The sequence below is a fragment of the Brachybacterium sp. AOP29-B2-41 genome (assembly GCF_052378395.1).
Lineage (GTDB): Bacteria > Actinomycetota > Actinomycetes > Actinomycetales > Dermabacteraceae > Brachybacterium.
The window spans coordinates 36,062-63,017 of the sequence record NZ_JBQSXR010000012.1 but is presented as its reverse complement, the minus strand read 5'-3'; the positions used below and the strand labels follow the sequence as shown (position 1 = coordinate 63,017).

23 protein-coding genes are annotated in these 26,956 nt (G+C 71.1%); all 23 read left to right on the top strand.

What is annotated here, in order from left to right:
• The first annotated feature begins 72 nt into the window (after positions 1 to 72).
• Positions 73 to 711, top strand: a complete 639-nt coding sequence (gene pyrR, locus ACT3T9_RS12485) for a bifunctional pyr operon transcriptional regulator/uracil phosphoribosyltransferase PyrR (RefSeq protein ID WP_444606709.1) — start codon at positions 73 to 75, stop codon at positions 709 to 711.
• Positions 708 to 1,670, top strand: coding sequence for an aspartate carbamoyltransferase catalytic subunit (locus tag ACT3T9_RS12480; RefSeq protein WP_441444089.1), 963 nt, complete (start codon positions 708 to 710; stop codon positions 1,668 to 1,670). Before pyrR ends, ACT3T9_RS12480 begins: the two co-directional genes overlap by 4 nt.
• Complete coding sequence (locus ACT3T9_RS12475; RefSeq protein WP_441444088.1) at positions 1,660 to 3,003, top strand: dihydroorotase; 1,344 nt, start codon at positions 1,660 to 1,662, stop codon at positions 3,001 to 3,003. Before ACT3T9_RS12480 ends, ACT3T9_RS12475 begins: the two co-directional genes overlap by 11 nt.
• Positions 3,000 to 3,494, top strand: a complete 495-nt coding sequence (locus ACT3T9_RS12470) for a PH-like domain-containing protein (protein ID WP_441444087.1) — start codon at positions 3,000 to 3,002, stop codon at positions 3,492 to 3,494. Before ACT3T9_RS12475 ends, ACT3T9_RS12470 begins: the two co-directional genes overlap by 4 nt.
• Positions 3,491 to 4,708, top strand: a complete 1,218-nt coding sequence (gene carA, locus ACT3T9_RS12465; RefSeq protein ID WP_444606708.1) for a glutamine-hydrolyzing carbamoyl-phosphate synthase small subunit — start codon at positions 3,491 to 3,493, stop codon at positions 4,706 to 4,708. The genes ACT3T9_RS12470 and carA overlap by 4 nt, the downstream gene beginning before the upstream one ends.
• Entirely contained in the window at positions 4,708 to 8,061 is a 3,354-nt protein-coding gene (carB, locus tag ACT3T9_RS12460) for a carbamoyl-phosphate synthase large subunit (RefSeq protein ID WP_444606707.1), read from the top strand. The genes carA and carB overlap by 1 nt, the downstream gene beginning before the upstream one ends.
• Positions 8,058 to 8,921 carry an orotidine-5'-phosphate decarboxylase gene (gene pyrF, locus ACT3T9_RS12455; protein WP_444606706.1) on the top strand — a complete coding sequence of 288 codons (864 nt, stop codon included), beginning with the start codon at positions 8,058 to 8,060 and terminating at the stop codon, positions 8,919 to 8,921. Before carB ends, pyrF begins: the two co-directional genes overlap by 4 nt.
• Before the next feature lie 183 nt (positions 8,922 to 9,104).
• A complete protein-coding gene (gene mihF / locus ACT3T9_RS12450) occupies positions 9,105 to 9,431 on the top strand; it encodes an integration host factor, actinobacterial type (protein WP_345080401.1) in 327 nt (108 codons plus the stop codon).
• Positions 9,431 to 10,030 carry a guanylate kinase gene (gene gmk / locus ACT3T9_RS12445; RefSeq protein WP_441444117.1) on the top strand — a complete coding sequence of 200 codons (600 nt, stop codon included), beginning with the start codon at positions 9,431 to 9,433 and terminating at the stop codon, positions 10,028 to 10,030. Before mihF ends, gmk begins: the two co-directional genes overlap by 1 nt.
• 83 nt (positions 10,031 to 10,113) lie before the next feature.
• On the top strand, positions 10,114 to 10,476 hold the full coding sequence (rpoZ, locus tag ACT3T9_RS12440; protein WP_299303474.1) for a DNA-directed RNA polymerase subunit omega: 363 nt from the start codon (positions 10,114 to 10,116) through the stop codon (positions 10,474 to 10,476).
• A 24-nt stretch (positions 10,477 to 10,500) separates the two neighbouring features.
• Positions 10,501 to 11,766, top strand: coding sequence for a bifunctional phosphopantothenoylcysteine decarboxylase/phosphopantothenate--cysteine ligase CoaBC (coaBC, locus tag ACT3T9_RS12435; RefSeq protein ID WP_442331795.1), 1,266 nt, complete (start codon positions 10,501 to 10,503; stop codon positions 11,764 to 11,766).
• Between the two features lie 5 nt (positions 11,767 to 11,771).
• Positions 11,772 to 12,980, top strand: coding sequence for a methionine adenosyltransferase (gene metK / locus ACT3T9_RS12430; RefSeq protein WP_442331796.1), 1,209 nt, complete (start codon positions 11,772 to 11,774; stop codon positions 12,978 to 12,980).
• A complete protein-coding gene (gene hisI, locus ACT3T9_RS12425) occupies positions 12,977 to 13,393 on the top strand; it encodes a phosphoribosyl-AMP cyclohydrolase (RefSeq protein ID WP_444600981.1) in 417 nt (138 codons plus the stop codon). The genes metK and hisI overlap by 4 nt, the downstream gene beginning before the upstream one ends.
• Positions 13,386 to 15,011: an anthranilate synthase component I gene (locus tag ACT3T9_RS12420; RefSeq protein ID WP_444606705.1), complete on the top strand. Its 1,626-nt coding sequence runs from the start codon at positions 13,386 to 13,388 to the stop codon at positions 15,009 to 15,011. Before hisI ends, ACT3T9_RS12420 begins: the two co-directional genes overlap by 8 nt.
• Complete coding sequence (locus tag ACT3T9_RS12415) at positions 15,008 to 15,709, top strand: Trp biosynthesis-associated membrane protein (protein WP_441444079.1); 702 nt, start codon at positions 15,008 to 15,010, stop codon at positions 15,707 to 15,709. Before ACT3T9_RS12420 ends, ACT3T9_RS12415 begins: the two co-directional genes overlap by 4 nt.
• A 111-nt stretch (positions 15,710 to 15,820) precedes the next feature.
• Entirely contained in the window at positions 15,821 to 16,165 is a 345-nt protein-coding gene (locus ACT3T9_RS12410) for an HGxxPAAW family protein (protein WP_444606704.1), read from the top strand.
• Positions 16,166 to 16,197: 32 nt separating this feature from the next.
• Entirely contained in the window at positions 16,198 to 16,629 is a 432-nt protein-coding gene (locus ACT3T9_RS12405; RefSeq protein ID WP_441444077.1) for a DUF2752 domain-containing protein, read from the top strand.
• A gap of 76 nt (positions 16,630 to 16,705) precedes the next feature.
• Positions 16,706 to 17,539, top strand: a complete 834-nt coding sequence (gene trpC / locus ACT3T9_RS12400; RefSeq protein ID WP_444606703.1) for an indole-3-glycerol phosphate synthase TrpC — start codon at positions 16,706 to 16,708, stop codon at positions 17,537 to 17,539.
• A complete protein-coding gene (gene trpB, locus ACT3T9_RS12395; RefSeq protein ID WP_444606702.1) occupies positions 17,536 to 18,879 on the top strand; it encodes a tryptophan synthase subunit beta in 1,344 nt (447 codons plus the stop codon). The genes trpC and trpB overlap by 4 nt, the downstream gene beginning before the upstream one ends.
• Positions 18,876 to 19,703, top strand: coding sequence for a tryptophan synthase subunit alpha (gene trpA / locus ACT3T9_RS12390; RefSeq protein WP_444606701.1), 828 nt, complete (start codon positions 18,876 to 18,878; stop codon positions 19,701 to 19,703). The genes trpB and trpA overlap by 4 nt, the downstream gene beginning before the upstream one ends.
• A gap of 61 nt (positions 19,704 to 19,764) precedes the next feature.
• On the top strand, positions 19,765 to 20,694 hold the full coding sequence (gene lgt, locus ACT3T9_RS12385; protein ID WP_444606700.1) for a prolipoprotein diacylglyceryl transferase: 930 nt from the start codon (positions 19,765 to 19,767) through the stop codon (positions 20,692 to 20,694).
• A gap of 115 nt (positions 20,695 to 20,809) precedes the next feature.
• Complete coding sequence (gene gltB / locus ACT3T9_RS12380) at positions 20,810 to 25,390, top strand: glutamate synthase large subunit (RefSeq protein ID WP_444606699.1); 4,581 nt, start codon at positions 20,810 to 20,812, stop codon at positions 25,388 to 25,390.
• Entirely contained in the window at positions 25,383 to 26,861 is a 1,479-nt protein-coding gene (locus ACT3T9_RS12375) for a glutamate synthase subunit beta (protein ID WP_444606698.1), read from the top strand. The genes gltB and ACT3T9_RS12375 overlap by 8 nt, the downstream gene beginning before the upstream one ends.
• The last annotated feature ends 95 nt before the right edge of the window (positions 26,862 to 26,956 follow it).

Sequence of the window (26,956 nt, the reverse complement as noted above, 5' to 3'; positions counted from 1 at the left end):
ACTCGGCACCGCTCGCATGAGCGACAGACCCTTTAACGACACGTCCTGAGAGGCGTCGAAGGGAGACGAACGATGAATGACGATCCCCACGCGGGCCGCCGGCCTGCGACGAACGATCCGGTGCCCGCCGTGGACAGCTCGCGCGTGCTCGGCCCCGAAGAGATCCGGCGGGCGCTCACGCGCATCGCCCACGAGATCCTCGAGAGCGGTCACGGCGCCGATGACCTGGTCCTGCTCGGCATTCCCCATCGGGGAGTGCCGCTGGCCCGGCGCCTCGCGGAGCAGATAGCGCGCGCAGAGGGCCGCCCCGACGGCGAGGACCTCACCGAGCTGTACGGCGCGATGGACATCACCATGTACCGCGACGACCTGCGGAACAATCCCACGCGTGCTCCGAGCCCGACCCGGATCCCGCGCTCCGGCATCGACGGGCGCATCGTGGTCCTGGTCGATGACGTCCTGTACTCCGGGCGCACGATCCGCGCGGCCCTCGACGCCCTCGGGGCGATCGGGCGGCCCGCCGCGGTACGACTCGCGGTGCTGGTCGACCGCGGTCATCGGGAGCTGCCGATCCGTGCGGATCACGTCGGCAAGAACCTCCCCACCGCGCGCAACGAACGGGTGCACGTCCAGCTCGCCGAGACCGACGGGGTCGATGCCGTCGACATCGTGCGCCCGGTCGGCGCCCGGTCCGAGGAGGTGCAGGCATGAAGCACTTCATCTCCATCGCCGATCTCTCCCGGGATGAGGCGCTCGCAGTGCTCGCCACCGCAGAGCACATGGCACAGACCCAGTCCCGTTCGATCCGCAAGCTGCCCACCCTGGTGGGCACGACCGTGGTGAACCTCTTCTTCGAGGACTCGACCCGCACCCGGATCAGCTTCGAGGCCGCCGCCAAGCGGCTCTCGGCGGATGTCATCAACTTCTCGGCCAAGGGATCCAGCATCTCCAAGGGCGAGTCGCTGAAGGACACCGCGCTGACCCTGCAGGCCATGGGCGCCGATGCGGTGGTGGTGCGCTCCGGTTCCTCCGGCGCCGCGCACCTGCTCGCCCACGCCGGCTGGATCGAGCAGCCGATCATCAACGCCGGAGACGGCGCGCACGAGCATCCCACCCAGGCGATGCTCGATGCCTTCACGATGCGCAGGCACCTGCGGCCGGGGGATCCCACCGCGGACCTCGCCGGGACGCACGTGGTCATCGTCGGCGACATCATCCACTCGCGCGTGGCGCGGTCCAACGTGCTGCTGCTGACCCTGCTCGGCGCGCGGGTGACGCTGGTCGCCCCGCCCGCCCTGGTGCCGGTCGGCGCCTCCGCCTGGCCCTGCGAGATCAGCTACGACCTCGACCAGGCGCTCGCGACCGGGCCGGATGCCGTGATGATGCTGCGGGTGCAGAGCGAGCGCATGGTCGGCGGCGGCTTCTTCCCGACGGTGGGGGAGTACTCCCGCCGCTACGGACTGTCCACCGCCCGGGCAGCGGCCCTGCCCGACCACACCATCGTGCTGCACCCCGGACCGATGAACCGGGGGCTCGAGATCGCCGGGGCGGTGGCGGATTCCCCGCGCAGCGTCATCGTCGAACAGGTCGCCTCCGGCGTCTTCGTCCGGATGGCCGTCCTCTTCCACCTGCTCGCCACCGACGCCCGGGAGGCTCCCCGTGACCACTGAGAACCCCAGCACCATCGACGCCGGAGGCAAGGGCCTGCCCGCCCCGCTCCTGATCCGGGGCGGCCGCCCGTACGGCGAGGACGTCCAGGACGTGCTCCTGGTCGCCGGAAGCATCGAGGCGATCGGCGCCGACCTCGAGGCACCCGAGGGCACCGAGGTCATCGACGCCGACGGCTGCATCGTGCTGCCCGGGCTGGTCGACCTCCACACGCACCTGCGCGAGCCCGGCGGTGAGGAGGCCGAGACCGTCGAATCCGGCACCCGCGCCGCAGCCCGCGGCGGCTTCACCGCCGTGCACGCCATGGCCAACACCACCCCGGTCGCCGACACCGCCGGCGTCGTGGAGCAGGTCGCCCGGCGCGGCGACAGCGCCGGCTGGTGCTCCGTGCGCCCGGTCGGAGCGGTGACCGTGGGTCTGGCGGGCGAGCGGCTCGCAGAGCTCGACGCGATGGCGAACTCCCGCGCGAAGGTCCGGGTGTTCAGCGACGACGGCAAATGCGTGCACGATCCCGTGCTGATGCGCCGCGCCCTGGAGTACGTGAAGTCGTTCGACGGCGTCATCGCCCAGCACGCCCAGGACCCCCGCCTCACCGAGGGCGCCCAGATGCACGAGGGCGCCGTCTCCGCCGAGCTGGGGCTGGCCGGTTGGCCCGCTGTCGCCGAGGAATCGATCATCGCGCGCGACGTGCTGCTGGCGCAGCACGTCGGCTCTCGGCTGCATGTCTGCCACCTGTCCACCGCCGGCAGCGTCGACATCATCCGCTGGGCCAAGCAGCGCGGCATCGAGGTGACCGCCGAGGTCACCCCGCACCACCTGCTGCTGACCGACGAGAACGTGCGGCAGTTCGACGCGGTGTTCAAGGTCAACCCGCCGCTGCGCACCGCCGAGGACGTAGAGGCAGTGCGCGAGGGCCTGGCCGACGGCACGATCGACATCGTCGCCACCGATCACGCCCCGCACCCGCGCGACGCCAAGGACCGCGAGTGGGATCAGGCGGCGATGGGGATGACCGGCCTGGAGACGGCACTCGCGCTGGTCCAGCTGACGATGGTCGACGAAGGTCGCCTCAGCTGGCGGGATGTGGCCCGGGTGATGTCCGAGAAGCCGGCGCAGATCGGACGCGACGAGGAACAGGGACAGGCCCTTAAGCCCGGCGCCCCGGCCCACGTCCTGGTCTGGGATCCGCGGCCGGTGCGCGTCGCGGACCCGGCCCAGCACGCCTCGCTGAGCCGCAACTCGCCCTTCGCCGGCCTCGAGCTGCCCGGCCTGAACCGGCTCACCGTGCTCGCCGGCCGCCCGACCGTGCGCGACGGCGAGGTGGTCGAACGATGAGCGACCAGCTCATCCCCGTCCTGCTGCTCGCGGCGCTGTTCGTGCTGATCCTGGCCGCGATGGCCTGGGGCTGGCACCGACGCGGACGGTCCCAGCAGCATCTTCCCGTCCCGGAGGACGCCACCCTCGAACAGCTCGGGGAGGCCGTGGCCCACGGTCCGGTCGCTGCCGTCTACGTCGACACCGTGCTCGCCGAGCAGCCGCTCGAGCGGATCGTCGCCCATGGTCTCGGGCAGCGGGCCAACGCCATGGTCACCCTCGGCGACCAGGGCTCCTGGCGACTGGAGCGTGAGGGCACCAGCAGCTTCACCATCCCCGGCACGGTCGTCACCGAGCTCACCTCGGGCCCCGGCATGGCCGGGAAGTTCATCGGTGGCGACGGCCTCCTGATCATCCGCTGGCGCCTCGGCGACCAGCTCCTCGACACCGGACTCCGCCTCGCGCGACGTTCCGACCACGACCTCCTGCTCTCCCGGAAGGAGAACGCATGACCTCCCCCGCGTCCCCAGAATCCCTCGCCCCCACCAGGGCCCCCAGCCACCGCCTGCGCACGGAGAAGGCGCTGCTGATCCTCGAGGACGGCACCATCCTGCGAGGCTCCCCCTACGGAGCGCGAGGCTCCCGCCTCGGCGAGGTCGTCTTCACCACCGGTATGACCGGCTACCAGGAGACCCTCTCGGACCCCTCCTACGCCGGACAGATCGTCGTGCAGACCGCCCCTCATATCGGGAACACCGGGGCCAACGCCCAGGACATGGAGTCACGGAAGGTGTGGGTGCGCGGCTACGCCGTGCGCGACGCCAGCCGCATCGCCTCCTCCTATCGCGCCGAGCAGACCCTGGATGAGCTGCTGATCAGCAGCGACATCGTGGGCATCAGCGACATCGACACCCGTATGCTCACCCGCCGGCTGCGCGAGCATGGCTCCCTGCGCGGCGGGATCTTCTCCGGGGACGCCCTGGCGAGCTCCGAGCAGGAGCTGCTCTCCCAGGTCCGTGACCAGCCCGCGATGACCGGCGCGAGCTTCATCGAGGAGGTGACCATCGCCCAGCCCGTGACCCTCGAGCCCGAGGGCGAGGTGGTCGCGACCGTCGCCGCCCTCGACCTCGGCATCAAGAGCGCCGCCCCGCGCAGCATGCTCCTGCGCGGGCTGCGGGTGCACCTCCTGCCCGCCTCGACCTCGCTTGAGGACCTGGTGGCGCTGGCCCCGGATGCCGTGTTCTTCTCCAACGGCCCGGGGGACCCCGCGGCGGCGACCGCACCGATCGAGCTGCTGCGCGGCGTCCTCGACGCCGGCCTGCCCTTCTTCGGCATCTGCTTCGGCAACCAGCTGCTCGGCAGGGCCCTCGGCTTCGACACCTACAAGCTGAAGTTCGGCCACCGCGGCATCAACCAGCCCGTGCAGGACCGCGAGACCGGCGAGGTGGCGATCACCGCCCACAACCACGGCTTCGCCGTCGACCTCCCGATCGAGGGTGAGCACATCGCCCCCCACGACGGCGGCCGCTACGGACGCGTGGTGGTCTCCCATGTCGGCCTCAACGACCAGGTGGTCGAGGGCCTTCGCTGCCTCGACCGGCCCGCGTTCTCGGTCCAGTACCACCCCGAGGCGGCCGGCGGCCCGCACGACGCCTCGCCCCTCTTCGATCGTCTGGCAGAGCTCGCCGTCGCGCACCGCGCCGGCTCTGCATCCAAGGAGTCCTGATGCCCCGTCGCACCGATATCTCGTCCGTCCTGGTCATCGGCTCCGGCCCGATCGTGATCGGCCAGGCCGCGGAGTTCGACTACTCCGGCACCCAGGCCTGCCGGGTGCTGCGCGAGGAGGGCCTGCGGGTCATCCTCGTCAACTCCAACCCGGCCACGATCATGACCGACCCGGAGATCGCCGACGCCACCTACATCGAGCCGATCGACCCGGAGATCATCCGGACGATCATCGAGAAGGAGCGGCCCGACGCGCTGCTGCCCACCCTCGGTGGCCAGACCGCGCTCAACGCCGCCATCGCACTCGCGGAGAACGGGACCCTGGAGGAGTTCGGGGTCGAGATGATCGGCGCGAGCCTCGACGCGATCAACAAGGCGGAGGACCGCCAGCTGTTCAAGGAGGTCGTCGAGCGAGTCGGTGGCGAATCCGCCCGCTCGAAGATCTGCCACTCCGTGGAGGATCTGCTGGCCGGCGCCGAGGAGCTCGGCTACCCGATGGTGGTGCGCCCCAGCTTCACCATGGGCGGGCTCGGCTCCGGCATGGCCTATGACGAGAAGGACCTCCGCCGCATCGGCGGGGACGGCCTGCACTACTCGCCGACCTCCGAGGTGCTGCTCGAGGAGTCGATCCTGGGCTGGAAGGAGTTCGAGCTCGAGCTGATGCGCGACAGCGCCGACAACTGCGTCGTGATCTGCTCGATCGAGAACGTCGACCCGGTCGGCGTGCACACCGGCGACTCGGTGACCGTCGCCCCCGCCCTCACCCTCACCGACGTCGAGATGCAGACCCTGCGGGACCTCGGCATCGCGATCATCCGCGAGGTGGGGGTCGACACCGGCGGCTGCAACGTCCAGTTCGCGACCCATCCCGAGACCGGCCGCGTGGTGGTCATCGAGATGAACCCGCGCGTCTCGCGCTCCTCGGCACTGGCCTCGAAGGCCACCGGCTTCCCGATCGCGAAGATCGCAGCCCGCGTCGCGATCGGCTACACGCTCGACGAGATCCGCAACGACATCACCGGCACCACCCCGGCGAGCTTCGAACCCGCGCTGGACTACGTGGTCGTCAAGGTGCCCCGCTTCGCCTTCGAGAAGTTCCCGGCGGCGGATCCGACGCTGACCACGACCATGAAGAGCGTCGGCGAGGCGATGGCCATGGGCCGCAACTTCACCGAGGCGCTCGGCAAGGCGCAGCGCTCGATCGACGTCAAGGGCGCTTCCCTCTCGTACCTGGGGACCCCGCCGTCACCCGCGGAGGTCACCGAGCTGCTGGAGGCCTCGCGCACCCCCACGGCGGAGCGGCTGGTCGACATCGCTCGGATCCTGTGGTCCGCGGCCGAGGGGATCCTCGATCCGGCCGAGACGCTCGACCGGCTGGTGGAGGCCACCGCGATCGATCGCTGGTTCCTCGATCAGATGCAGCTGGTCGCAGAGATCGCCGCGGAGATCCGCGGCGCGGAGGTGCTGGACGCGCAGCTGCTGTCCCTGGCGAAGCGCCACGGGCTCTCGGACGATCAGATCGGTGCGCTCACCGGGCGCAGCGGTGACGTGGTCAAGGGCGTCCGTGAGGCGCTGGGCATCAACCCCGTCTACAAGACGGTCGACACCTGCGCCGCGGAGTTCGCCTCCGCCACCCCGTACCACTACTCCACCTATGACCAGGAGACTGAGGTCGAACCGCGCGAACGTCCCGCGGTGCTGATCCTCGGCTCGGGCCCCAACCGCATCGGTCAGGGCATCGAGTTCGACTACTCCTGCGTGCACGCTGCGATGGCGCTGGGCAACCCGGAGCTGCCCGGCGGCGGCTACGAGACGGTCATGATCAACTGCAACCCCGAGACGGTCTCGACCGACTACGACATCGCCGACCGCCTCTACTTCGAGCCGCTCACCTTCGAGGACGTCGTCGAGGTGTACGAGGCGGAGAAGGCTGCCGGCCCCGTCGCCGGGGTCATCGTGCAGCTCGGCGGCCAGACCCCGCTCTCGCTCGCCCGCCGCCTCGAGGCCGAGGGACTGCCCATTATCGGCACCAGCCCGTCGGCCATCGACAACGCCGAGGACCGCGGTCACTTCGGAGCGGTGCTCGCCGAGGCGAATCTGCCGGCTCCGCCCTATGGGACCGCCTGGGGGCTCAGCGATGCGACCGAGGTCGCCGCGAAGGTCGGCTATCCGGTGCTGGTGCGCCCGAGCTACGTGCTCGGCGGGCGCGGCATGGAGATCGTGTTCGACGAGGCGGGGCTCGTGGACTACGTGGCCCGCAACCTGCCCGACGGTGGCCGGGCCGAGGCCCCGATCCTCATCGACAGCTTCCTGGACACCGCGATCGAGATCGACGTCGACGCCCTCTACGACGGCACCGACCTCTACATCGGCGGCGTGATGGAGCACATCGAGGAGGCCGGCATCCACTCCGGCGACTCGGCCTGCACCCTCCCGCCGATCACCCTCAGCGATGCGGTCATGGACCGCATCCGCACCTCCACGCTCGCGATCGCCGAGGGCGTGGGCGTGCGCGGACTGCTCAACATCCAGTTCGCCCTCTCCCACGGGGTGCTCTATGTGCTCGAGGCCAACCCGCGCGCCTCCCGCACGGTGCCCTTCGTCGCGAAGGCCACCGGGGTGCCGCTCGCGCAGGCCGCGGCGCTGCTGATGGCCGGCACCTCGATCGCGGACCTGCGCCTCGGGGGAGTGCTCCCGCTCGAGGGCGACGGCATGGACCTGCCCGACGACTCTCCCATCGCGGTGAAGGAGGCGGTGCTCCCGTTCAAGCGCTTCCGCACCCGTGAAGGCAAGGCGGTGGACTCCGTGCTCGGGCCGGAGATGCGATCCACCGGTGAGGTGATGGGGCTGGACTCGACCTTCCCCCTCGCCTTCGCGAAGTCTCAGCTCGCGATCTCCGGTCAGGGCCTGCCCACCTCCGGCACCGCCTTCGTCTCTGTCGCGGACCGGGACAAGCGATCGCTCGCACTCCCGGTGGCGCGCCTGGCGGCGCTCGGATTCGAGATCCTCACCACCGCGGGCACCGGAAGGGTGCTGCGCCGCTACGGCATCCCCTGCCGGGTGCTGCGCAAGGCCTCCGAGGCCGGCGACGAGGCGAGCGTCATCGAGCTCATCGAAGACGGCACGGTGGACCTGGTGATGAACACACCTTCCGGCTCCAACGCCCGGGTGGACGGCTACGCCATCCGCGCCGCCGCGACCAGCATGGACGTGCCGATGATCACCACCCTCCAGGAGTTCCAGGCCGCGGTGCAGGCGATCGAGGCACGACCGGTCGAGCCCTTCGAGGTGACGAGCCTGCAGGACCACACCGCACGGCTGAACGCGGTGCGTGCCGCCCAGGTCGGCGCATGACGCTGCAGGGGAGGAGCTTCGGCTCCCGGCTGCAGCAGTCCGTCGCGGAGCACGGCCGGCTGGTCGCCGGCATCGACCCCCACGCCTCGCTGCTGGAGGCGTGGGGGCTGCCGGACACACCGGAGGGCCTGCGGGAGTTCTCCCGGATCGTGCTGACCGCGGTGACCGGCAGGGTCGCCGCGATCAAGCCCCAGTCCGCCTTCTTCGAGCGCCATGGCTCCGCCGGGGTCGCAGTGCTCGAGAAGCTGCTGCAGGCCGCGCGAGAAGCCGGGGTGCTCAGCATCCTGGACGTCAAGCGCGGAGACATCGGCTCGACCATGGCCGCCTATGCGGACGCCCACCTGCTCCCGGGTGCCCCGCTCGAGGCCGACTCGATCACCGTCAGCCCCTTCCTGGGCACCGGGTCCCTCGACCCGGCGGCGCAGCTCGCGACCCAGCACGGCAAAGGCCTCTTCGTGCTGGCGCTGACCTCGAACCCGGATGGTCCCCAGGTCCAGCACGCCCTCACCTCTGCAGACACGCCGGTGGCGCAGGAGATCGCGCGACACGCCGAGGCGCTGGGAGCTGCGGCGCCGGGGGAGTGGTCGAGCATCGGCCTGGTCGTGGGCGCGACCGTCGGCGACAGCTATCGCCGGCTCGGCCTGGATCGCGTCGCACCCTCGGTCCCGCTGCTCGCACCGGGCTTCGGGGCACAGGGCGCCGGTCCCGCCCAGATGGGTGAGGTATTCGGCGAAAGTGCAGGTCACGTCCTGGTCTCACTCTCGCGAGGACTCTTGGCGGCAGGCCCTGACCCGGACGCCCTGAGCCGACGGGCCGAACAGCTGCGCTTCGAGTACGCCGGTCCTGCCGACGCCTCCTGAGGAACCGTCCGGGTGGGGGTCACGACCCCCGCTCGGACCCCCTCGGGAGTGACCGATCTGCACCGGACCAGCGACGAAGCCTGTCAAAAGTGCGCTCGACCACGAATATGGGGTTACGCTCTTCCCACATCGAGGTCCTCCCGGATCTCCCCGTCACCAGCAAGAGAACAAGAGGTAAGAACTGTGGCTCTCCCTCCCCTCACCCCTGAGCAGCGGGCCGACGCCCTGAAGAAGGCAGCCGAGGCTCGTCGCGAGCGCGCCGCCATCAAGGCCCGGCTCAAGGACAGCGCCGGACACCGCGGCGAGGAGATCAAGAAGGTCCTCAAGGAGGCCGAGACCAACGAGGTCGTCGGTCGTCTGCGCGTCTCCGCCCTGCTGGAGGCCCTCCCGGGTGTCGGCAAGGTCAAGGCCCAGCAGATCATGGAGGAGATCGGCATCTCCCCATCCCGGAAGATCCGCGGCCTCGGCTCCCATCAGGCTGAGAAGCTCGTCGCACACTTCTCCGAGTGATCGACCACTCCACCACCGGGGCCGGCGCCGTGAAGGCGTCGGCCCCGGTGACTGTGCTCGCCGGGCCCACGGCCGTCGGCAAGGGCACCGTCTCCGCAGCGATCCGCGCGCGATACCCGCAGATCTGGTTGTCCGTCTCCGCCACCACCCGCGCCCCGCGCCCCGGTGAGGTCGACGGCGTGCACTACCGCTTCGTGAGCGAGGAGGACTTCTCCTCGCTGATCGAACAGGGGCAGATGCTCGAGTGGGCCGTGGTGCACGGTCGCAACAAGTACGGCACCCCGCGGGGCCCTGTCGAGCAGAAGGTGTCCGAAGGGCGCCCGGTCCTGCTCGAGATCGATCTTGCCGGCGCCCGCCAGATCCGCGAGTCGATGCCCGAGGCACGCTTCGTGTTCCTGGCCCCGCCGGACTGGGACACCCTGGTGGACCGACTCGTCGGGCGTGGCACCGAGGACTCCGAGGAGCGCGAGCGCCGCCTGCAGACGGCGAAGATCGAGCTCGCCGCAGAGGGCGAGTTCGACGTCACCATCGTCAACGACACCGTGGACCGCGCCGCCGATGAGCTCGCCGGGCTGCTCGGCGTGCGCGACCTCACCTGACCCCGCACGCTCTCGCCCTCGCCCCTGAGCTCACAAGGGCGTATCCTGAAGCGTCGCACGCCGAAACTCATGAAGGGACATCCGTGGCCGGAACAGTCGCTCAGCCCGAAGGCATCACGAACCCCCCGATCGACCGTCTCCTCGAGACTGTCGATTCCAAGTACGCCCTGGTGCTCTACGCCTCCCAGCGCGCTCGCCAGATCAACGCGTACTACTCGCAGCTCTCCGAAGGGTTGCTCGAGTTCGTCGGTCCGCTGGTGGATGTCGACAACCAGGAGAAGTCGCTCTCGATCGCACTGCGTGAGATCGATGAGGGCCTGCTGACCGTCCGCGAGATCGACGAGGAGGAGTACGCCGCGCAGAACGAGCCGGATCCGAATGCTCCGGCCCCGCTGATGCTCGGCGACGACGCTCCTGAGGTCCCGCCCTCCGGCTTCACGCTCTGACTCGGCCATCGCCGGGTTGAACCGATGAGCATCCTGTCGCGCCCCCTCGCCGGGGCCCGCGTCCTGATCGGAGTCGGCGGCGGCATCGCCGCATACAAGACCGCGCACCTGGTGCGCGGTCTTGTCGGTGAAGGGGCGGACGTCCGCGTCCTCCCCACCCCCGCCTCCCTCGAATTCGTCGGGGCGGCGACCTGGGAGGCGCTCAGCCACCATCCGGTGCTCACCTCGGTCTTCGAGGACGTCGACGAGGTCGCGCACGTGCGCTTCGGCCAGGAGGCCGACCTGGTGGTGATCGCCCCTGCCACCGCAGATCTGCTCGCACGGATGCGGATGGGTCGTGCCGATGACCTGCTGACCGCCTCATTGCTGGTGACGCGTGCGCCCGTGGTGGTCGCGCCCGCGATGCACACCGAGATGTGGGAGCACCCCTCGACCCGCGAGAACGTGGCAGTGCTGCGCGCACGCGGCGTCACCGTGATCGAGCCCGCCGTCGGCCGCCTCACCGGCCCGGATTCCGGGCCCGGCCGGCTCCCGGAGCCGGCGGCGATCCTCGAGGCCGCGAGAGCGGCGATCACGGCCCCGCGCGACCAGCACGGAGCCGTGCGAAGGGACCTCAGCGGCCGCGAGCTGCTGATCACCGCCGGCGGCACCCGCGAGGATCTCGACCCGGTGCGCTTCCTCGCCAACCACTCCTCGGGCAAGCAGGGCTGGGCCCTCGCGCATGCGGCCCTCGTCCGCGGCGCCCGGGTGCGCCTGGTCGCCGCCAACGTCGACCTCGACACCCCGCCCGGTGCCGAACGTTTCGATGTGGGCAGCGCCGCCGAGCTCGCGAGCGTCGTCGCGGCGCATCGAGGTGAGGTGGATGCGCTGGTGATGGCCGCAGCAGTGGCCGATTTCACCGCTGCCGCGCGCGCGGACGCGAAGATCAAGAAGGACGACGGCGATGACGAGTCCGTGCCGGCCATCGCCCTGCGCCGCACCGAGGACATCCTGCGTCACAGTGTGCTCGACCGCGCAGACTCCCAGCGGCCCGCGATCGTCGGCTTCGCGGCCGAGACCGGCGGCGACGGCTCCACGGCTCTCGACCTGGCGCGCGCCAAAGCGCGACGCAAGGGCGCGGACCTGCTGGTCTTCAACGACATCAGCACCGGAGTATTCGGCGCGCCCGACAACTCCGTGCGCATTCTCGACCGCGACGGTCAGGAAGTTGCCCGTGCCGAGGGCAGCAAGACCGCCGTCGCCCACGCGGTGCTCGACGAACTCGTCACCGCCCTCCCGGAAGTACCCTGATCCTCATGACCTCCAGCGAGCTGCGCACCTTCACGTCCGAATCGGTCACCGAAGGGCACCCAGACAAGATCTGCGACCAGATCTCCGACGCGATCCTCGACGATCTGCTGGCCCAGGACCGCGATGCGCGCGTCGCGGTGGAGACGCTGGTCACCACCGGGCTCGTCCACGTCGCCGGGGAGGTCCGTACCTCCGGATACAGCGACGTCTCGACGATCGTGCGCAATGTGATCCGGGAGATCGGCTACGACTCCTCCGAGAAGGGCTTCGACGCCGATTCCTGCGGTGTGCAGGTCTCGATCGGCGCGCAGTCCCCGGACATCGCCCAGGGTGTCGACAACTCGCTCGAAGCTCGCGGTGATTCCACGGCAGAGGCCTTCGCGCGGCTCGGCGCCGGAGACCAGGGACTGATGTTCGGCTACGCCTGCCGGGACACCCCGGAGCTGATGCCGCTGCCGATCCACGCCGCGCACCGCCTGACCCGCAACCTCTCGACCGCTCGCCGCGACGGGGTGCTGCCCTACCTCCGACCCGACGGGAAGACCCAGGTCTCGATCGGCTACGACGAGGACGGCGTGGCCCGCAGCGTCGAGGCGATCGTGGTTTCCACTCAGCACAGCGAGGAGGTCGACCTGCTCACCCAGCTGGCACCGGCGATCTCCAAGGTTGTCATCGCCCCGGTGCTCGAGGATCTCGAAGCGCTGGGCCTGGACACCACGGATGTCACCACCCACATCAACCCCTCCGGCCGCTTCGTGCTCGGCGGGCCCAAGGGCGATGCGGGTCTGACCGGCCGCAAGATCATCGTGGACACCTACGGCGGGATGGCCCGGCACGGCGGGGGCGCGTTCTCCGGCAAGGACCCCTCGAAGGTCGACCGCTCCGGTGCCTACGCCATGCGCTGGATCGCGAAGAACATCGTCGCCGCCGGTCTCGCGGACCGCTGCGAGGTGCAGGTCGCCTACGCGATCGGGGTCGCCGAGCCGGTGGGTCTGTACGTCGAGACCTTCGGCACCGGCCACGCTCCCTCGCACCAGATCGCCGCTGCGGTGCGGAAGGTCTTCGATCTGCGCCCCGCCGCCCTGATCGACGCTCTGGACCTGCTGCGTCCGATCTACTCGCTGACCTCGGTGCACGGCCACTTCGGCCGTGAGCTGCCGGAGTTCACCTGGGAACGTGCCGACCGTGCCGAGGAGCTGGAGCGCGCACTGTGAGCACGGCTGATCGCGCCTCCGCTGACGGTGCCCTGCCCGTCTCCGGTCTCGACCGCGCCCTCGCCTCCCGCCTCAAGCGGGACGTCGACGGCCTGCTGACCGCTGTGGTGCAGGACGCCACCGACCAGCGGGTGCTGATGGTGGGCTGGATGGATGACGAGGCGCTGCACCGCACCCTCAGCACCGGCCGCGTCACCTACTGGTCCCGTTCCCGCGGGGAGTACTGGCGCAAGGGCGACACCAGCGGTCACGTCCAGTGGGTCCGCTCCGTCGCGCTGGACTGCGACGCCGATACCCTGCTGATCCGGGTGGACCAGGTCGGCGCGGCCTGCCATCGCGGGACCGACACCTGCTTCGACGGCGGCGATCTCGATGCCGTCGTCCTCGACCCCACGGAGCGCAGGCATGACTGACCTTCCCCTGACCGGCCCGGGCACCGACGGTACTGCCGAGCCCGCCGAGCCCGTCCGCGCGGCTGCCTATCCGGAGCAGGTCGGCGGCCGGGAGGGGGACGCGCTCGGCGTGATCACCCCGGACCGGGCGACCTTCCGTGAGCTCGCCGCCCGGCAGCGGGTAGTGCCGCTCAGCGTCCGCCTGCTGGCCGATGAGGACACCCCGGTCTCGCTCTACCGTCGGCTCACCGCCGATGGCGACACCCGTGGCACTTTCCTGCTCGAATCGGCAGGCGAGGGAGAGGCATCGCGGTACTCGATCATCGGCACCAGGGCGCGCGCCGTCCTCACCGAGCGCGACGGCGAGGCGCACTGGCGCGGCGACGTCCCGGCCGGGGTCCCCACCGCGGGCAGCCCGGTGGAGGCGCTGCGTGCGGTCACCAGCGCCTTCCACGCCGCCCGGCAGCCGCATCTGCCGCCATTCTCGGGTGGGCTGGTCGGCTTCATCGCCTACGACGCCGTGCGGCACTGGGAGAAGCTGGACGCCTCCCCACCGGACGAGATCGGGTTGCCGGACCTCTCGATGTTGCTCGCCCAGGACGTGGTGGTCCATGACGCCCATGACTCGACCGTGGTGCTGGTCGCCAACGCCCTGAACCTCAACGCCACGGCCGACGGGGTCGACGCCGCCTACGACGACGCGCTCGCGAGGCTCGAGAGGATGCGCGAACGGCTGCGCACCCCGGTGAGCACCGGGCCGATTGTCTATGACGCGGTGCGCGAGCTCGAGCCCAAGGCCCGCACCTCTCAGCTGGAGTACGAGCGGGCCGTCCACGAGGCCGTTCAGGACATCATCGACGGTGAGATCTTCCAGGTGGTGCCCTCGCAGCGGTTCTCGCTGCCGGTCTCCGCCGACCCGCTGGACGTGTACCGCGTGCTGCGGCGGATGAACCCCAGCCCGTACATGTACCTGCTGCGGACCGTCGACGCCGAGGGCGAGCCGATCGACGTGGTCGGAGCCAGCCCCGAATCCTTGGTGACGGTGCGCGGGACCACCGCCACCACCCACCCGATCGCGGGCTCGCGTCCGCGCGGCGCGACGCCGGAGGAGGACGAGCGCCTGGGCAGCGAACTGCTCGCCGACCCGAAGGAACGCTCCGAGCACCTGATGCTGGTCGACCTCGCCCGCAATGATCTGCAGAAGTTCTGCGCCCCGGGCACCGTGGTGGTGCGCGACTTCATGCACATCCAGCGCTTCTCCCACATCCAGCACATCGTCTCCACCGTCACCGGCCATCTGCGCGAGGGTGCACTGGCCTATGACGCGCTGCGCGCGACCTTCCCGGCCGGGACCCTCTCCGGTGCGCCGAAGCCCTCGGCGATGCGGATCATCGACCGCCTGGAGCCCGTGCGACGCGGCGTCTACGGAGGCACCGTCGGTTACATCGACTTCGCCGGTGACATGGACATGGCGATCGCGATCCGGACCGCGGTGATCAAGGACGGCACCGCTCACGTCCAGGCCGGTGGGGGAGTGGTCGCAGATTCCGACGCGACCATGGAGCACCGCGAGACCCAGTCCAAGGCCGCCGCCGCGCTGCGGGCCGCGGCCTCGGCCGAGACCCTCCGCCCGGCATGAGCGAGCAGCCCCCGGCCCGGCACCCTGCCCGCCTCGGTCGCCGCGCCACCGTGCTCGCAGCGACCGCAGCCTCCGCGCTGCTGGCCGGGGCGACCCGCACCACCTGGATCCACGCCACCGCACCCGATCTGACCGGCACCGCCCAGCAGGTCGAGGTGCTGGGGTCGGAGGCGGCTCCGGCAGTGCTCGCGCTCTCCCTGGCGGCGATCGCGGCCTCCCTCGCCACCTCGCTCTCGTCGGCCTGGCTGCGGTTCCTCACCGGACCGGTGCTGATCGTGACCGGCGTGGGAGCGGCCTTCGCCGCCTTCTCTGCGGCGCAGGCCCCGCAGGACGCCGCGGGCTCCGCAGTGGCTTCCGCGACCGGGGTGCTGGGAGCCGCGGTGCAGGCAGAGGCGACCTCCTGGCCGCTGCTGACCCTGATCCCGGCTCTCGCCGTCGCCGTGATCGGCGTGCTCGTACTCGTGGTCGGCCGGTCCTGGCCGACCGGCAGCCGTTATCGCAGCGCGGCACTGGCGGCGCCTGTGCGTCGCGGTGATCCCGCCGAGGACCCTGCCGCAGCGTGGGACGCGCTCACCCGCGGTGAGGACCCGAGCCTCAGCAGCGGTGAGGTGGACAGCGAGGACACCGCTCGCGGTGAGGGCGAGGGCGAGGACCGTCCCGAACCTCCCGTTCAGGGGCGGCCCGGCACTGCCGGGTGATCCTCCTCACCGGATGCGACGGGGCCTCGCGCCACGCCGCGGACCGGGCGCCTCGGACGGCGGATGACGTGGCACAATGGCCCCGACCGGGACCCTGACTGGAGAAGGATCATGCCGAAGACCTACGCTGTGCCGCCGCCCCCTCATCACAACGAGGGCAAGACCGTTGCGGGCTGGACCATGAACCTCGGCATCGTCCTCGGTTCGATCCCCATCGCGGCCGGCATGATCCTGTCGGACATGACGATGCTGATCTGGATCGGCGCCGGCATCATCGTGCTGGCCATCGTGGTCGGTGTTGTGCTCTCCCTGGCCGGACTCGGCCAGCCCCGCGGCTACAGCCAGCTCTCCGCCGAGGTCACCGCCGATGGCGGCGCGAACGCGCGGGGACATGTGCCCGCCGATGGCGGCACCAACGCACGGGGCAATGTGCCCGCCGAGGCCGACGCCAGGTGATCGACGCGGCGAGGAGTGGGCACGGCGGCGCCGTGCTCCACGCTCCCGCCCGCAGCCCTCGTCGGGCTCTCCTGCCGCTCGCGATCGGCATCGGCGGCGTGGCCGTCGCGGCCGGGGTGCAGCTGGTCTTCGACCCGTTCCGCACCCACATCCCGCTGTGCATCCTGAATCACCTCACGGGGCTGGAGTGCCCCGGCTGCGGAGCGATCCGCGCCGTGCACTCCCTGCTCGCCGGTGATCTGTTGCTCGCGTTGCGGAGCAATGCGCTGGTGACCATTGCGATCCCTCTGGTCGCGGCCGGGCTCCTGACCTGGGCGGTGCGTCGTGCCCGAGGACTGCGCACCGACCTGATGCCCTCGAAGCCGGTGCTGCTGGGTCTGGTCGGCATCGCAGTCTTGTTCGCGGTGCTGAGGAACCTGCCAGCTTTCTGGTTCCTCGCCCCGATCTCCTTCGTCGGCGGCTGACCCCGCCCGCCGGCCACCCTTGCGGAACCCGCGGCACAGCGTGCCGTACCGCTCCGACCTGCTGCAGGAGGCAAGCGTGACCACCACCGGAACCGTCCTCGACGAGATCATCGACGGCGTGCGCGAGGACCTCGCGCCGCGCCGCGCCGCTGTGCCCGACGCCGAGATCCAGCGCCTGGCAGGCGCTGCCGCCCCGGCCCTGGACGCCCGGGCGAGCCTGCGCGGAGACGGCTCCACGATGGGGCTGATCGCCGAGGTCAAGCGCTCCAGCCCCTCCAAGGGCGCCCTCGCGGAGATCCCCGAGCCGGCGGAGCTCGCCGCCACCTATGCGAGTGCCGATGCCTCCGCGATCAGCGTGCTCACCGAGCAGCGCCGATTCCGCGGCACCCTCGCCGACCTCGACGCGGTCCGCGCCCGGGTGGCGGTGCCCGTGCTCCGCAAGGACTTCGTGGTCGAGCCGTACCAGGTGTACGAGGCCCGCGCCCACGGCGCCGACCTCGTGCTGCTGATCGTGGCCGCCCTCGATGATGCCCAGCTGCGTGCGCTGTACGACCTCATCACGGAGCTCGGCATGCAGGCGCTGGTGGAGGTCCACACCGCCCCGGAGCTGGACCGGGCGCTCGCGCTCGGGGCGGACATCATCGGGGTCAACGCCCGCAACCTCAAGGACCTCACCGTCGACCTCGCTCGAGCCGCAGACCTGCTGCGCCGGATCCCCGCCGGACCGCTCGCGATCGGCGAATCCGCCGTGCTCTCGGTCGCGGATGTCGAGGCCTATGCCGCCGCCGGTGCCGACGCGGTGCTGGTCGGAGAGGCGCTCGTCACCTCGGGCGACCCCGCCGCCGCCGCGGCGTCATACCGCCGGGTGGCCCGCCGCGGCCGCCCCCTCCCGGAAGGAGCTCAGGCATGAGCAGCCCCGACCACGATCGTCCCCTCTCCGAGCGGGTCGTCACCGACCTCACCCGCCCCGTCTCGGAACTGCGGTCCGAGGCAGGGCCCTACTTCGGGGACTTCGGCGGCCGCTTCCTGCCCGAGGCACTGGTGCCCGCCCTCGACGAGCTCACCGAGGTCTACGAGAAGGCGATCATCGACCCCGAGTTCACCGCCGAGCTGCAGCATCTCGCCGCGGAATACACCGGCCGGCCCTCCCTGCTCTCGGAGGCCCCGCGGTTCTCCCAGCTCGCCGGCGGCGCCCGCATCCTGCTCAAGCGTGAGGACCTCAACCACACCGGCAGCCACAAGATCAACAACGTCCTCGGCCAGGCGCTGCTGACCAAGCGCATGGGCAAGACCCGCGTGATCGCCGAGACCGGTGCCGGCCAGCACGGGGTCGCCACGGCCACCGCCGCGGCGCTGTTCGGCCTGGACTGCACCATCTACATGGGCGGCGAGGACACCGAGCGCCAGGCGCTCAACGTCGCCAGGATGCGCCTGCTGGGGGCGGAGGTGATCGCCGTCGAGCAGGGCTCACGCACCCTCAAGGATGCGATCAACGAGGCCTTCCGCGACTGGGTCGCCAACGTCGAGACCACCCACTACCTGCTCGGCACCGTCGCCGGCCCGCACCCCTTCCCGGCCATGGTGCGGGACTTCCATCGCATCATCGGTGAGGAAGCCCGCGCCCAGACCCTCGAACGGGTGGGACGACTGCCCGACGCGGTGGTCGCCTGCGTGGGCGGCGGCTCCAACGCGATGGGGATCTTCCACGCCTTCCTCGACGACACCGACCCGCTGGTGCGCCTGATCGGCTGTGAGGCCGGAGGCGATGGGGTTACCACCGGCCGCCACTCCGCGACCATCACCGGTGGCACCGCCGGGGTGCTGCACGGAGCCCGCAGCTTCGTGATGCAGGACGAGGACGGCCAGACGGTCCCCTCCCACTCGGTCTCCGCTGGCCTGGACTATCCCAGCGTCGGCCCCGAGCACGCCTGGCTGGCGGATATCGGCCGCGCCGAGTACCGCGCGATCGACGACGGCCCGGCCATGGAGGCCTTCGCCCTGCTCTCCATGACCGAGGGCATCATGCCCGCGATCGAGTCCGCCCACGCCCTGGCCGGTGCGCTGGTGCTGGGCCGTGAGCTCGGCGAGGATGCCGTCATCCTGGTGAGCCTCTCCGGCCGTGGGGACAAGGACGTGGACACCGCGTCGCGCTGGTTCGGACTGGTCGGGGACGAGCCCGCCCGCGCCGATCTGTCCGCGCTGCGCGCTGCGGCCCGCGCGACCACCGACCAGGCAGAGGAGTCCCGATGACCACCGTTGAGAGCCATCGGCTGCGCGCCGACGAGGTCCTGGACCGCGCCCGCGCCGAGAACCGTGCCGCGCTGATCGCCTACCTCCCCGTGGGCTTCCCGGATCTGGAGCGCTCGATCGAGGCCGCCCGCGTCCTGATCGACCACGGCGCCGACATGATCGAGCTGGGTCTGCCCTATTCCGACCCGGTCATGGACGGGGCGGTCATCCAGCAGGCGGCGGCCACGGCCCTGGAGGGCGGCACCCGGACCCGTCACGTGCTCCAGGCCGTCGAAGCGCTGTCCGGGCGCGGCGCCGCGATCCTGGTGATGAGCTACTGGAACCCGATCCTCGCCTACGGCCCCGACGCCTTCGCCCGCGATCTCGCGGCCGCCGGCGGTGCCGGGGTGATCACCCCGGATCTGATCCCCGATGAGGGTGCGGACTGGATCGCCGCGAGCGAGCGGCACGGCGTGGACCGTGTGTTCCTGGTCGCCCCCAGCTCACCCCGCAACCGGCTCGAGCATGTGGTCTCGCACACCCGGGGGTTCGTCTACGCCGCGAGCACCATGGGCGTGACCGGAACTCGCGCGAGCGTCTCCGCAGCCACGGAGGGCCTGGTCGAGCGCACCCGCGCCGCCGGGGCGAAGAACGTCTGCGTCGGGCTCGGTGTCTCGAACGGTGAGCAGGCCGCGCAGGTGGGGGCGTATTCTGATGGAGTGATCGTCGGGTCCGCCTTCGTCCGCGCGCTGCTCGAGAACCAGGACGACGACGCCGCGGCCCGCGCCGCGCTCGCGGCCGTGGCCGACGACCTCCGCGCCGGCGTCGAGCGTGCCCGCGCCTGACCCGACAGCACGACGCCCGATGAACCGATGACCCGATGACCCGAGGACAGGAGAGGCCGCGATGATCCCCAGCTCGCCGATCTCGGCGCTCTCCCTCGGTCCGCTGACGATCCACTTCTATGCCCTGTGCATCCTCTCCGGGATCGCGGTGGCGATGTGGTGGGCGACCAAGCGCTGGCAGAAGCGCGGCGGTGACGGGGACACCTTCTTCGACATCATCTTCGTCGCGATCATCGCCGGCATCGTCGGCTCCCGCATCTGGCATGTGCTCACCTCGCCTGCGCCCTTCTTCGGGCCCGACGGCGATCCGCTCGCGGTGCTCTACATCTGGCAGGGCGGGCTCGCGATCTACGGCGCAGTGGCCGGCGGCGCCCTCGCGGTCTGGTTCATGGCGCGCTATAAGGGCGTCTCGTTCACAGCCCTGGCCGACACCGTCGCGCCCACCCTCTTGATCGCCCAGGTACTGGGGCGATTCGGCAACTGGTTCAACCAGGAGCTCTACGGGCCCGCGCTCGATGCCTGGTGGGCATGGGAGGTGACCTGCGTGACCAACGGCCAGACCATCGGCGGCTGCGTCCCCGGCACCTATCACCCCACCTTCCTGTACGAGCAGCTGTGGAACCTGGCAGGACTGGCTGTCCTGCTGCTGCTCAGCCGCCGTTACCAGTGGGCCGGCGGGCGGATCTTCTGGGCGTACGTCGCGATCTACTCCACCGGCCGCGCCTGGATCGACGCGATCCGCAGCGAGCCGGTGCTGATGATCGGTGAGATGCGCATCCACACCCTGATCGCTCTGGTGATGGCGCTGGTCGGCATCGGGATGTTCGTGATGTTGACGATCCGCAGGCAGCGGCGCGGGGGAGAGGTCGTCGCCGCGGACGGCTCCTTCGAGCTGCCCGCGCAGACGGCGGGCAACGGCCCCGACGAGGACGGGACGGAGAAGTCCGGCACGCCTCCTTCCGCAGCCGCGGATCCCTCCCCCGGACCGTAGGCACCGCACCCCCGAGCGACGCAGATCGCCAGGACGGGCGGCGCGCCCCGGCACCGGGCGCTCGTCACAGATGACGAGCACGTCACCGGCCGCCCCTTCGAAGGGTTCTCTGCGCATGCTCCCCCTGCATTCCCGTTTCTCCGCCCTGCCTGCCGCCCAGGGCCTCTACCACCCCGACAGCGAGGTGGACTCCTGCGGTGTCGCGATGATCGCGACCCTGCAGGGCCGCCCCGGCCATCACATCGTCGAGCACGCCTTGACGGCGCTGCGCAATCTCGAGCACCGCGGCGCGGTCGGTGCCGAGGAGGACACCGGCGACGGCACCGGGATTATCGTCCAGCTGCCCGACGCCTTCCTCCGCGAGGTCAGCGGGCTCGACCTGCCGCCGCGGGGTGGATATGCCGCCGGCACCCTCTTCGTCCCCCGCGACAGGGCCGGTCGCACCGCTGTGCTCGAGGCCCTGGGTCAGATCGCCGCTGACGAGGGCCTGGTGCTGCTCGGCACCCGTGAGGTCCCGGTCACCGGGGGCCTGGTCGGCCCGTCCGCCGAAGCGGTCCGCCCCGACATGGTCCAGGTCTTCCTGAGCGACCTCGAGGAGGAACGCACCGGCCTCGCGCTCGAGCGGGCGGCCTTCGCCGTCCGCCGCCGCGTCGAGCACACCACCGAGGGATACTTCCCCTCGCTCTCGACCCGGGTGATGGTCTACAAGGGGATGCTGACCCCGGAGCAGCTGGACGAGTTCTATCCGGATCTGCGCGATCCCCGCTTCGCCTCGGAGCTCGCCATCGTGCACTCGCGCTTCTCCACCAACACCTTCCCGGCCTGGCCCCTCGCGCAGCCCTTCCGCACCCTCGCGCACAACGGCGAGATCAACACCGTGATCGGCAACCGCAACCGCCTGCGGGCAGCCGAGGGGTCGATGTCCACCGACGCCTTCGGCGAGGACTTCGCCCGGCTGCTGCCGGTCAACACCCCCGGCGCCTCGGATTCGGCGAGCCTGGACGAGGCGCTCGAGCTGCTCCACCTCAGCGGCCGCTCCCTCGTGCACTCGCTCATGATGCTCATCCCCGAGCCGTGGGAGAACGACCGCTCGATGGACCCGGATCTGCGGGCCTTCTACGAGTTCCATGCCGCGCTGCAGGAGCCGTGGGACGGACCGGCCGCCGTGGTCTTCACCGACGGCACCCGGGTGGGCGCGCGGCTGGACCGCAACGGTCTGCGCCCGCTGCGCTACTGGGTGATGGAGGACGACCTGGTGGTGCTCGGCTCCGAGACGGGCCTCGTGGACCTGCCCCGCAGCGGCGTGGCGCGCACCGGCCGGGTCGCGCCGGGCGAGATCTTCCTGCTCGACCTCGAGCAGGGCGGGATCATCCCCAGCGAGGAGATCACCCGCGCCGTCGCCACCGAGCACCCGTACCGCACCTGGGTGCGCGAGCAGAAGGTCGCCCTCTCCGAGCTGCCCGCGCGCGAGCACATCACCCATTCACGCGCCTCCGTCGTGCGGCGCCAGCAGACCTTCGGCTACACCGAGGAGGAGCTGCGCATCCTGCTCGCGCCGATGGCGTCCAAGGGCGCCGAGCCGCTCGGCGCGATGGGCACCGACACCCCCATCGCCGTGCTCTCCGAGCGCCCGCGACTGCTGTTCGACTATTTCACGCAGATGTTCGCGCAGGTCACGAACCCTCCGCTCGACTCCCTGCGCGAGGAGATCGTCACCTCCCTGGGCGTGGCCCTGGGCCGCTCGCGCAATCTGCTGGACGCCACGCCCCAGCACGCGCGTCAGCTCGCGCTCGACTTCCCGATCCTCGACAACGATGAGCTCGCCAAGATCGTCGCGATCGACGCGAACCCGGCCACCGCCGACTTCCACACCGTGCGGCTGCGGGGCCTGTACCCCGTGGGAGGCGGCACCGCGGCGCTCGAGCTGCGCCTGCACGAGATCTGTGAGGAGGCGGGCCGCGCGATCGACGAGGGCGCCACCTTCCTGGTGCTCTCGGACCGCGATGCGAACCAGGTCCTCGCCCCGATCCCGTCCCTCCTGCTCACCAGCGCGGTCCAGCACCACCTGGTGCGCACCGGGCGGCGCACCTCTGCGGCGCTGCTGGTCGAGGCGGGCGATGTGCGCGAGGTCCACCATGCCGCGCTGCTGATCGGCTACGGCGCGAGCGCGATCAACCCCTATCTCGCGATGGAGAGCGTCGAGGAGCTCGTCGAGCGCGGCGTGATCAGCGACGTGACCCCCGAGAAGGCGGTCGCGAACCTCAACAAGGCCCTCGGCAAGGGCGTCCTGAAGATCATGTCCAAGATGGGCATCGCCACGGTCGCCTCGTATCGCGGTGCGCAGATCTTCGAGGCCGTCGGTCTCGCCCACGACCTTGTGGAGGAGTGGTTCCCCGGCACCATCAGCCGGATCGGCGGCATCACGCTCGACGTGATCGCTCAGGAGAACGAGGCCCGCCATGCGCTGGCCTATCCCGTGGACGGCCAGCGCCCCGCGCACCGCAGCCTCCCCGTCGGCGGCGAGTACCAGTGGCGACGCGAGGGCGAGCCGCACCTGTTCACCCCCGAGGCGGTCTTCCGTCTCCAGCACTCCACCCGCACCCGCCAGTACGAGGAGTTCCGCCGCTACACCGACGAGGTCGACGACCAGCACGAGCGGCTGATGACCATCCGCGGCCTGCTGCGCCTGCGCACCGGCGCCCTGGAGCCCGTGCCGCTGACGGAGGTGGAGGGGGTCGACGCGATCACCCGTCGCTTCATGACCGGCGCGATGAGCTACGGCTCGATCTCCCAGGAGGCTCACGAGACGCTCGCGATCGCGATGAACCAGCTCGGCGGCATGTCCAACAGCGGCGAGGGCGGCGAGGACCCCGAGCGCCTGCGCGACCCGGAGCGCCGCAGCGCCATCAAGCAGATCGCCTCGGGCCGCTTCGGGGTCACCAGCGAGTACCTCACCTTCGCCAAGGACATCCAGATCAAGATCGCCCAGGGCGCCAAGCCCGGGGAGGGCGGTCAGCTGCCGCCGGAGAAGGTGTACCCGTGGATCGCCCGCACCCGGCACTCCACGCCCGGGATCGGGCTGATCTCCCCGCCGCCGCATCACGACATCTACTCGATCGAGGACCTCGCCCAGCTCATCCACGACGCGAAGTCCGCGAACCCCGCGGCGCGCGTGCACGTCAAGCTGGTCTCCCGCTTCGGCGTGGGCACCGTGGCCTCGGGCGTCTCCAAGGCGCATGCCGACGTCGTGCTGATCTCCGGCCATGACGGCGGCACCGGCGCGAGCCCCCTGAACTCCCTCAAGCACGCGGGCACCCCGTGGGAGCTGGGCCTCGCGGAGACGCAGCAGACCCTGCTGCTGAACGGCCTGCGCGACCGGATCACGGTACAGGTCGACGGCCAGCTGAAGACCGGACGCGACGTGGTCATCGCGGCGCTGCTGGGCGCCGAGGAGTACGGTTTCGCCTCCGCACCGCTGGTCGTCTCCGGCTGCGTGATGATGCGCGTGTGCCACCTGGACACCTGCCCCGTGGGCGTGGCCACCCAGAACCCGGAGCTGCGTGCGCGCTTCACCGGGAAGGCGGAGCACGTGGTGACCTTCTTCCGCTTCATCGCCGAGCAGGTGCGCGAGCACCTTGCCGCGCTGGGGCTGCGCTCCCTCGACGAGGCGATCGGCCGCAGCGACCTGCTCGCCCTCGCCGAGGGCGCACGGGCCGGCAGCGTGCTCGGCGCCGCCAAGCGGGACGGTCTGGATCTCGCGGCGATCCTCGCGCCGCCCACCATCCACGAGGGCGACTTCCCCCGTCGTCGGCGAGGCCAGGACCACCACCTGGACCGCGCCCCCGACCATCCCTGGATCGCGGCGGCCGACGGCGTGCTCAGCGGCACCGAGACGTCCGTGCGCCTGCAGGACACGCTGCGCAACGTGCAGCGCAGCGCCGGCACCCTGCTCGGCCACGAGGTCACCCGCCGCACCGGCGGCGACGGCCTCGAGGACGACTCGATCGTGCTGGACCTCGAGGGCACCGGCGGCCAGTCCTTCGGCGCCTTCCTCCCGCGCGGCATCAGCATGCACCTCACGGGGGACGCCAACGACTACGTCGGCAAGGGGCTCTCGGGCGGGATCATCGCCGTCGGGCACGGTTCCGGCACGGCCCCGTCGGTGACCTCCGCCCCGATCGCGGGGAACACCTGCGCCTACGGCGCGACCAGCGGCCGACTGCTGCTGGCCGGCTCTGCGGGCGAGCGGTTCGGCGTGAGGAACTCCGGGGCCACCCTCGTGGTCGAGGGCATCGGCGACCACGGCGCCGAGTACATGACCGGCGGCGCCGTGGTCGTGCTCGGACCGACCGGGCGCAACCTCGGCGCCGGCATGAGCGGCGGCACGCTGTTCGTGCTGGACCTGGACCCCAGCCGCCTGAACCCGGCCGACGCCGCAGGCTTCGCGCTCGACCCCGTCAAGGACGAGCATCGCGAGTTCGTGCTCGAGGCGGTGCGCGACCACGCCGCGCGCACCGGCTCCGATCGGGCGGCCGCGCTGCTCGCGGACGAGGAGGAGCTGCTCGCACGGCTCACCGAGATCGCGCCGCGCGCCTTCCTCACCATCACCGCGCTCCGGGAGGACGCGGTGGCCCGGGGCAACGACCCCGATGCGAACGATGTCTGGAACGAGATCTTGGAGGCCACCCATGGCTGATCCCCGTGGATTCCTGCGCTACCGCGACCGTGAGCTGCCGGCTCGCCGGCCTGTGCCGCTGCGTCTGATGGACTGGCGCGAGGTGTACGAGGCCCGGGAGCAGGGCACGCTCGACGTCGTCTCGAGACAGGCCGGACGCTGCATGAACTGCGGCATCCCCTTCTGCCACCAGGGCTGCCCCCTGGGGAACCTGATCCCCGAGTGGAACGACCTGGTCTACCGCGAGGACTGGCAGGAGGCGAGCGAGCGCCTGCACGCCACCAACAACTTCCCGGAGTTCACCGGGCGCGCCTGCCCGGCGCCGTGCGAGTCCAGCTGCGTGCTGGGCATCAACCAGCCGCCGGTGACGATCAAGAACATCGAGCTCTCGATCGTCGAGCGCGCCTTCGACGAGGGCTGGCTCGACCCGGTCGAGCCCACCCGCCAGACGGGCCGCTCGGTCGCTGTCGTCGGCTCGGGCCCCGCGGGCCTGGCCGCCGCGCAGCAGCTGACCCGGGCGGGCCACTCCGTGGTGGTGCTCGAGCGCGACGACCGCCTCGGCGGACTCATGCGCTACGGCATCCCGGAGTTCAAGCTCGAGAAGCGCTTTGTGGACCGCCGCCTCGAGCAGATGCGCGCCGAGGGCACCCGCTTCCGCACCGGGATCGACGTGGGCGGCACGGGGGAGGGCGCGCTCAGCGTGCAGGAGCTGCGCTCCCGCTTCGACGCGGTGGTGCTCGCCACCGGCGCGAGCGTGCCGCGCGAGCTCGCCGTCCCCGGTCGCGAGGCCACCGGCATCCACCCGGCGATGGAGTACCTCACCCAGGCGAACCGTCTGGTGGAGGGCGACTGGGTCGTCAGCCCGATCTCGGCCGAGGGCAAGGACGTCGTGATCATCGGCGGCGGCGACACCGGCGCCGACTGCCTGGGCACCGCCCTGCGTCAGGGAGCCCGCTCGGTGACGACCCTCGCGATCGGCACCCAGCCGCCCCTCGAGCGGGATGAGCGCCAGCCCTGGCCCACCCACCCGATCCTCTTCGAGGTGTCCACCGCGCATGAGGAGGGCGGTGACCGCTCCTATCTCGCGTCGACCACCGGCTTCGAGGTCGACTCCGAGGGCGCGGTCAGCGGGCTCGAGGTGGCCCGCACCCGCTTCGTCGACGGCGCACGCGTCCCCACCCCGGACACCGCGACGGTGCTGCCCGCCACGCTCGTGCTGATCGCCATGGGCTTCACCGGTGCCGACGAGGAGGGACTGCTCACCACGCTCGGAGTGGACATCACCTCACGCGGCAACATCGTGCACGATGCCGACTGGGCCACCAGTGTGGACGGGGTGTTCACCGCGGGGGACTGCGCACGCGGTCAGAGCCTCATCGTGTGGGCGATCGCGGAGGGTCGCTCATGCGCCGCAGCGGTGGATGAGCACCTGATGGGGGTCACGTCCCTGCCACAGCCCGTGCGCCCCGGCGAGAAGCCTGTCACAGTATGAAAGACTAGGGTTCGACACGCGATGCTGCGGCCCTTGGGCAGCGCACGCGCGCGGGCCCGCTGACTAGGGTCGCGGCCCTACATACGAACTACAGA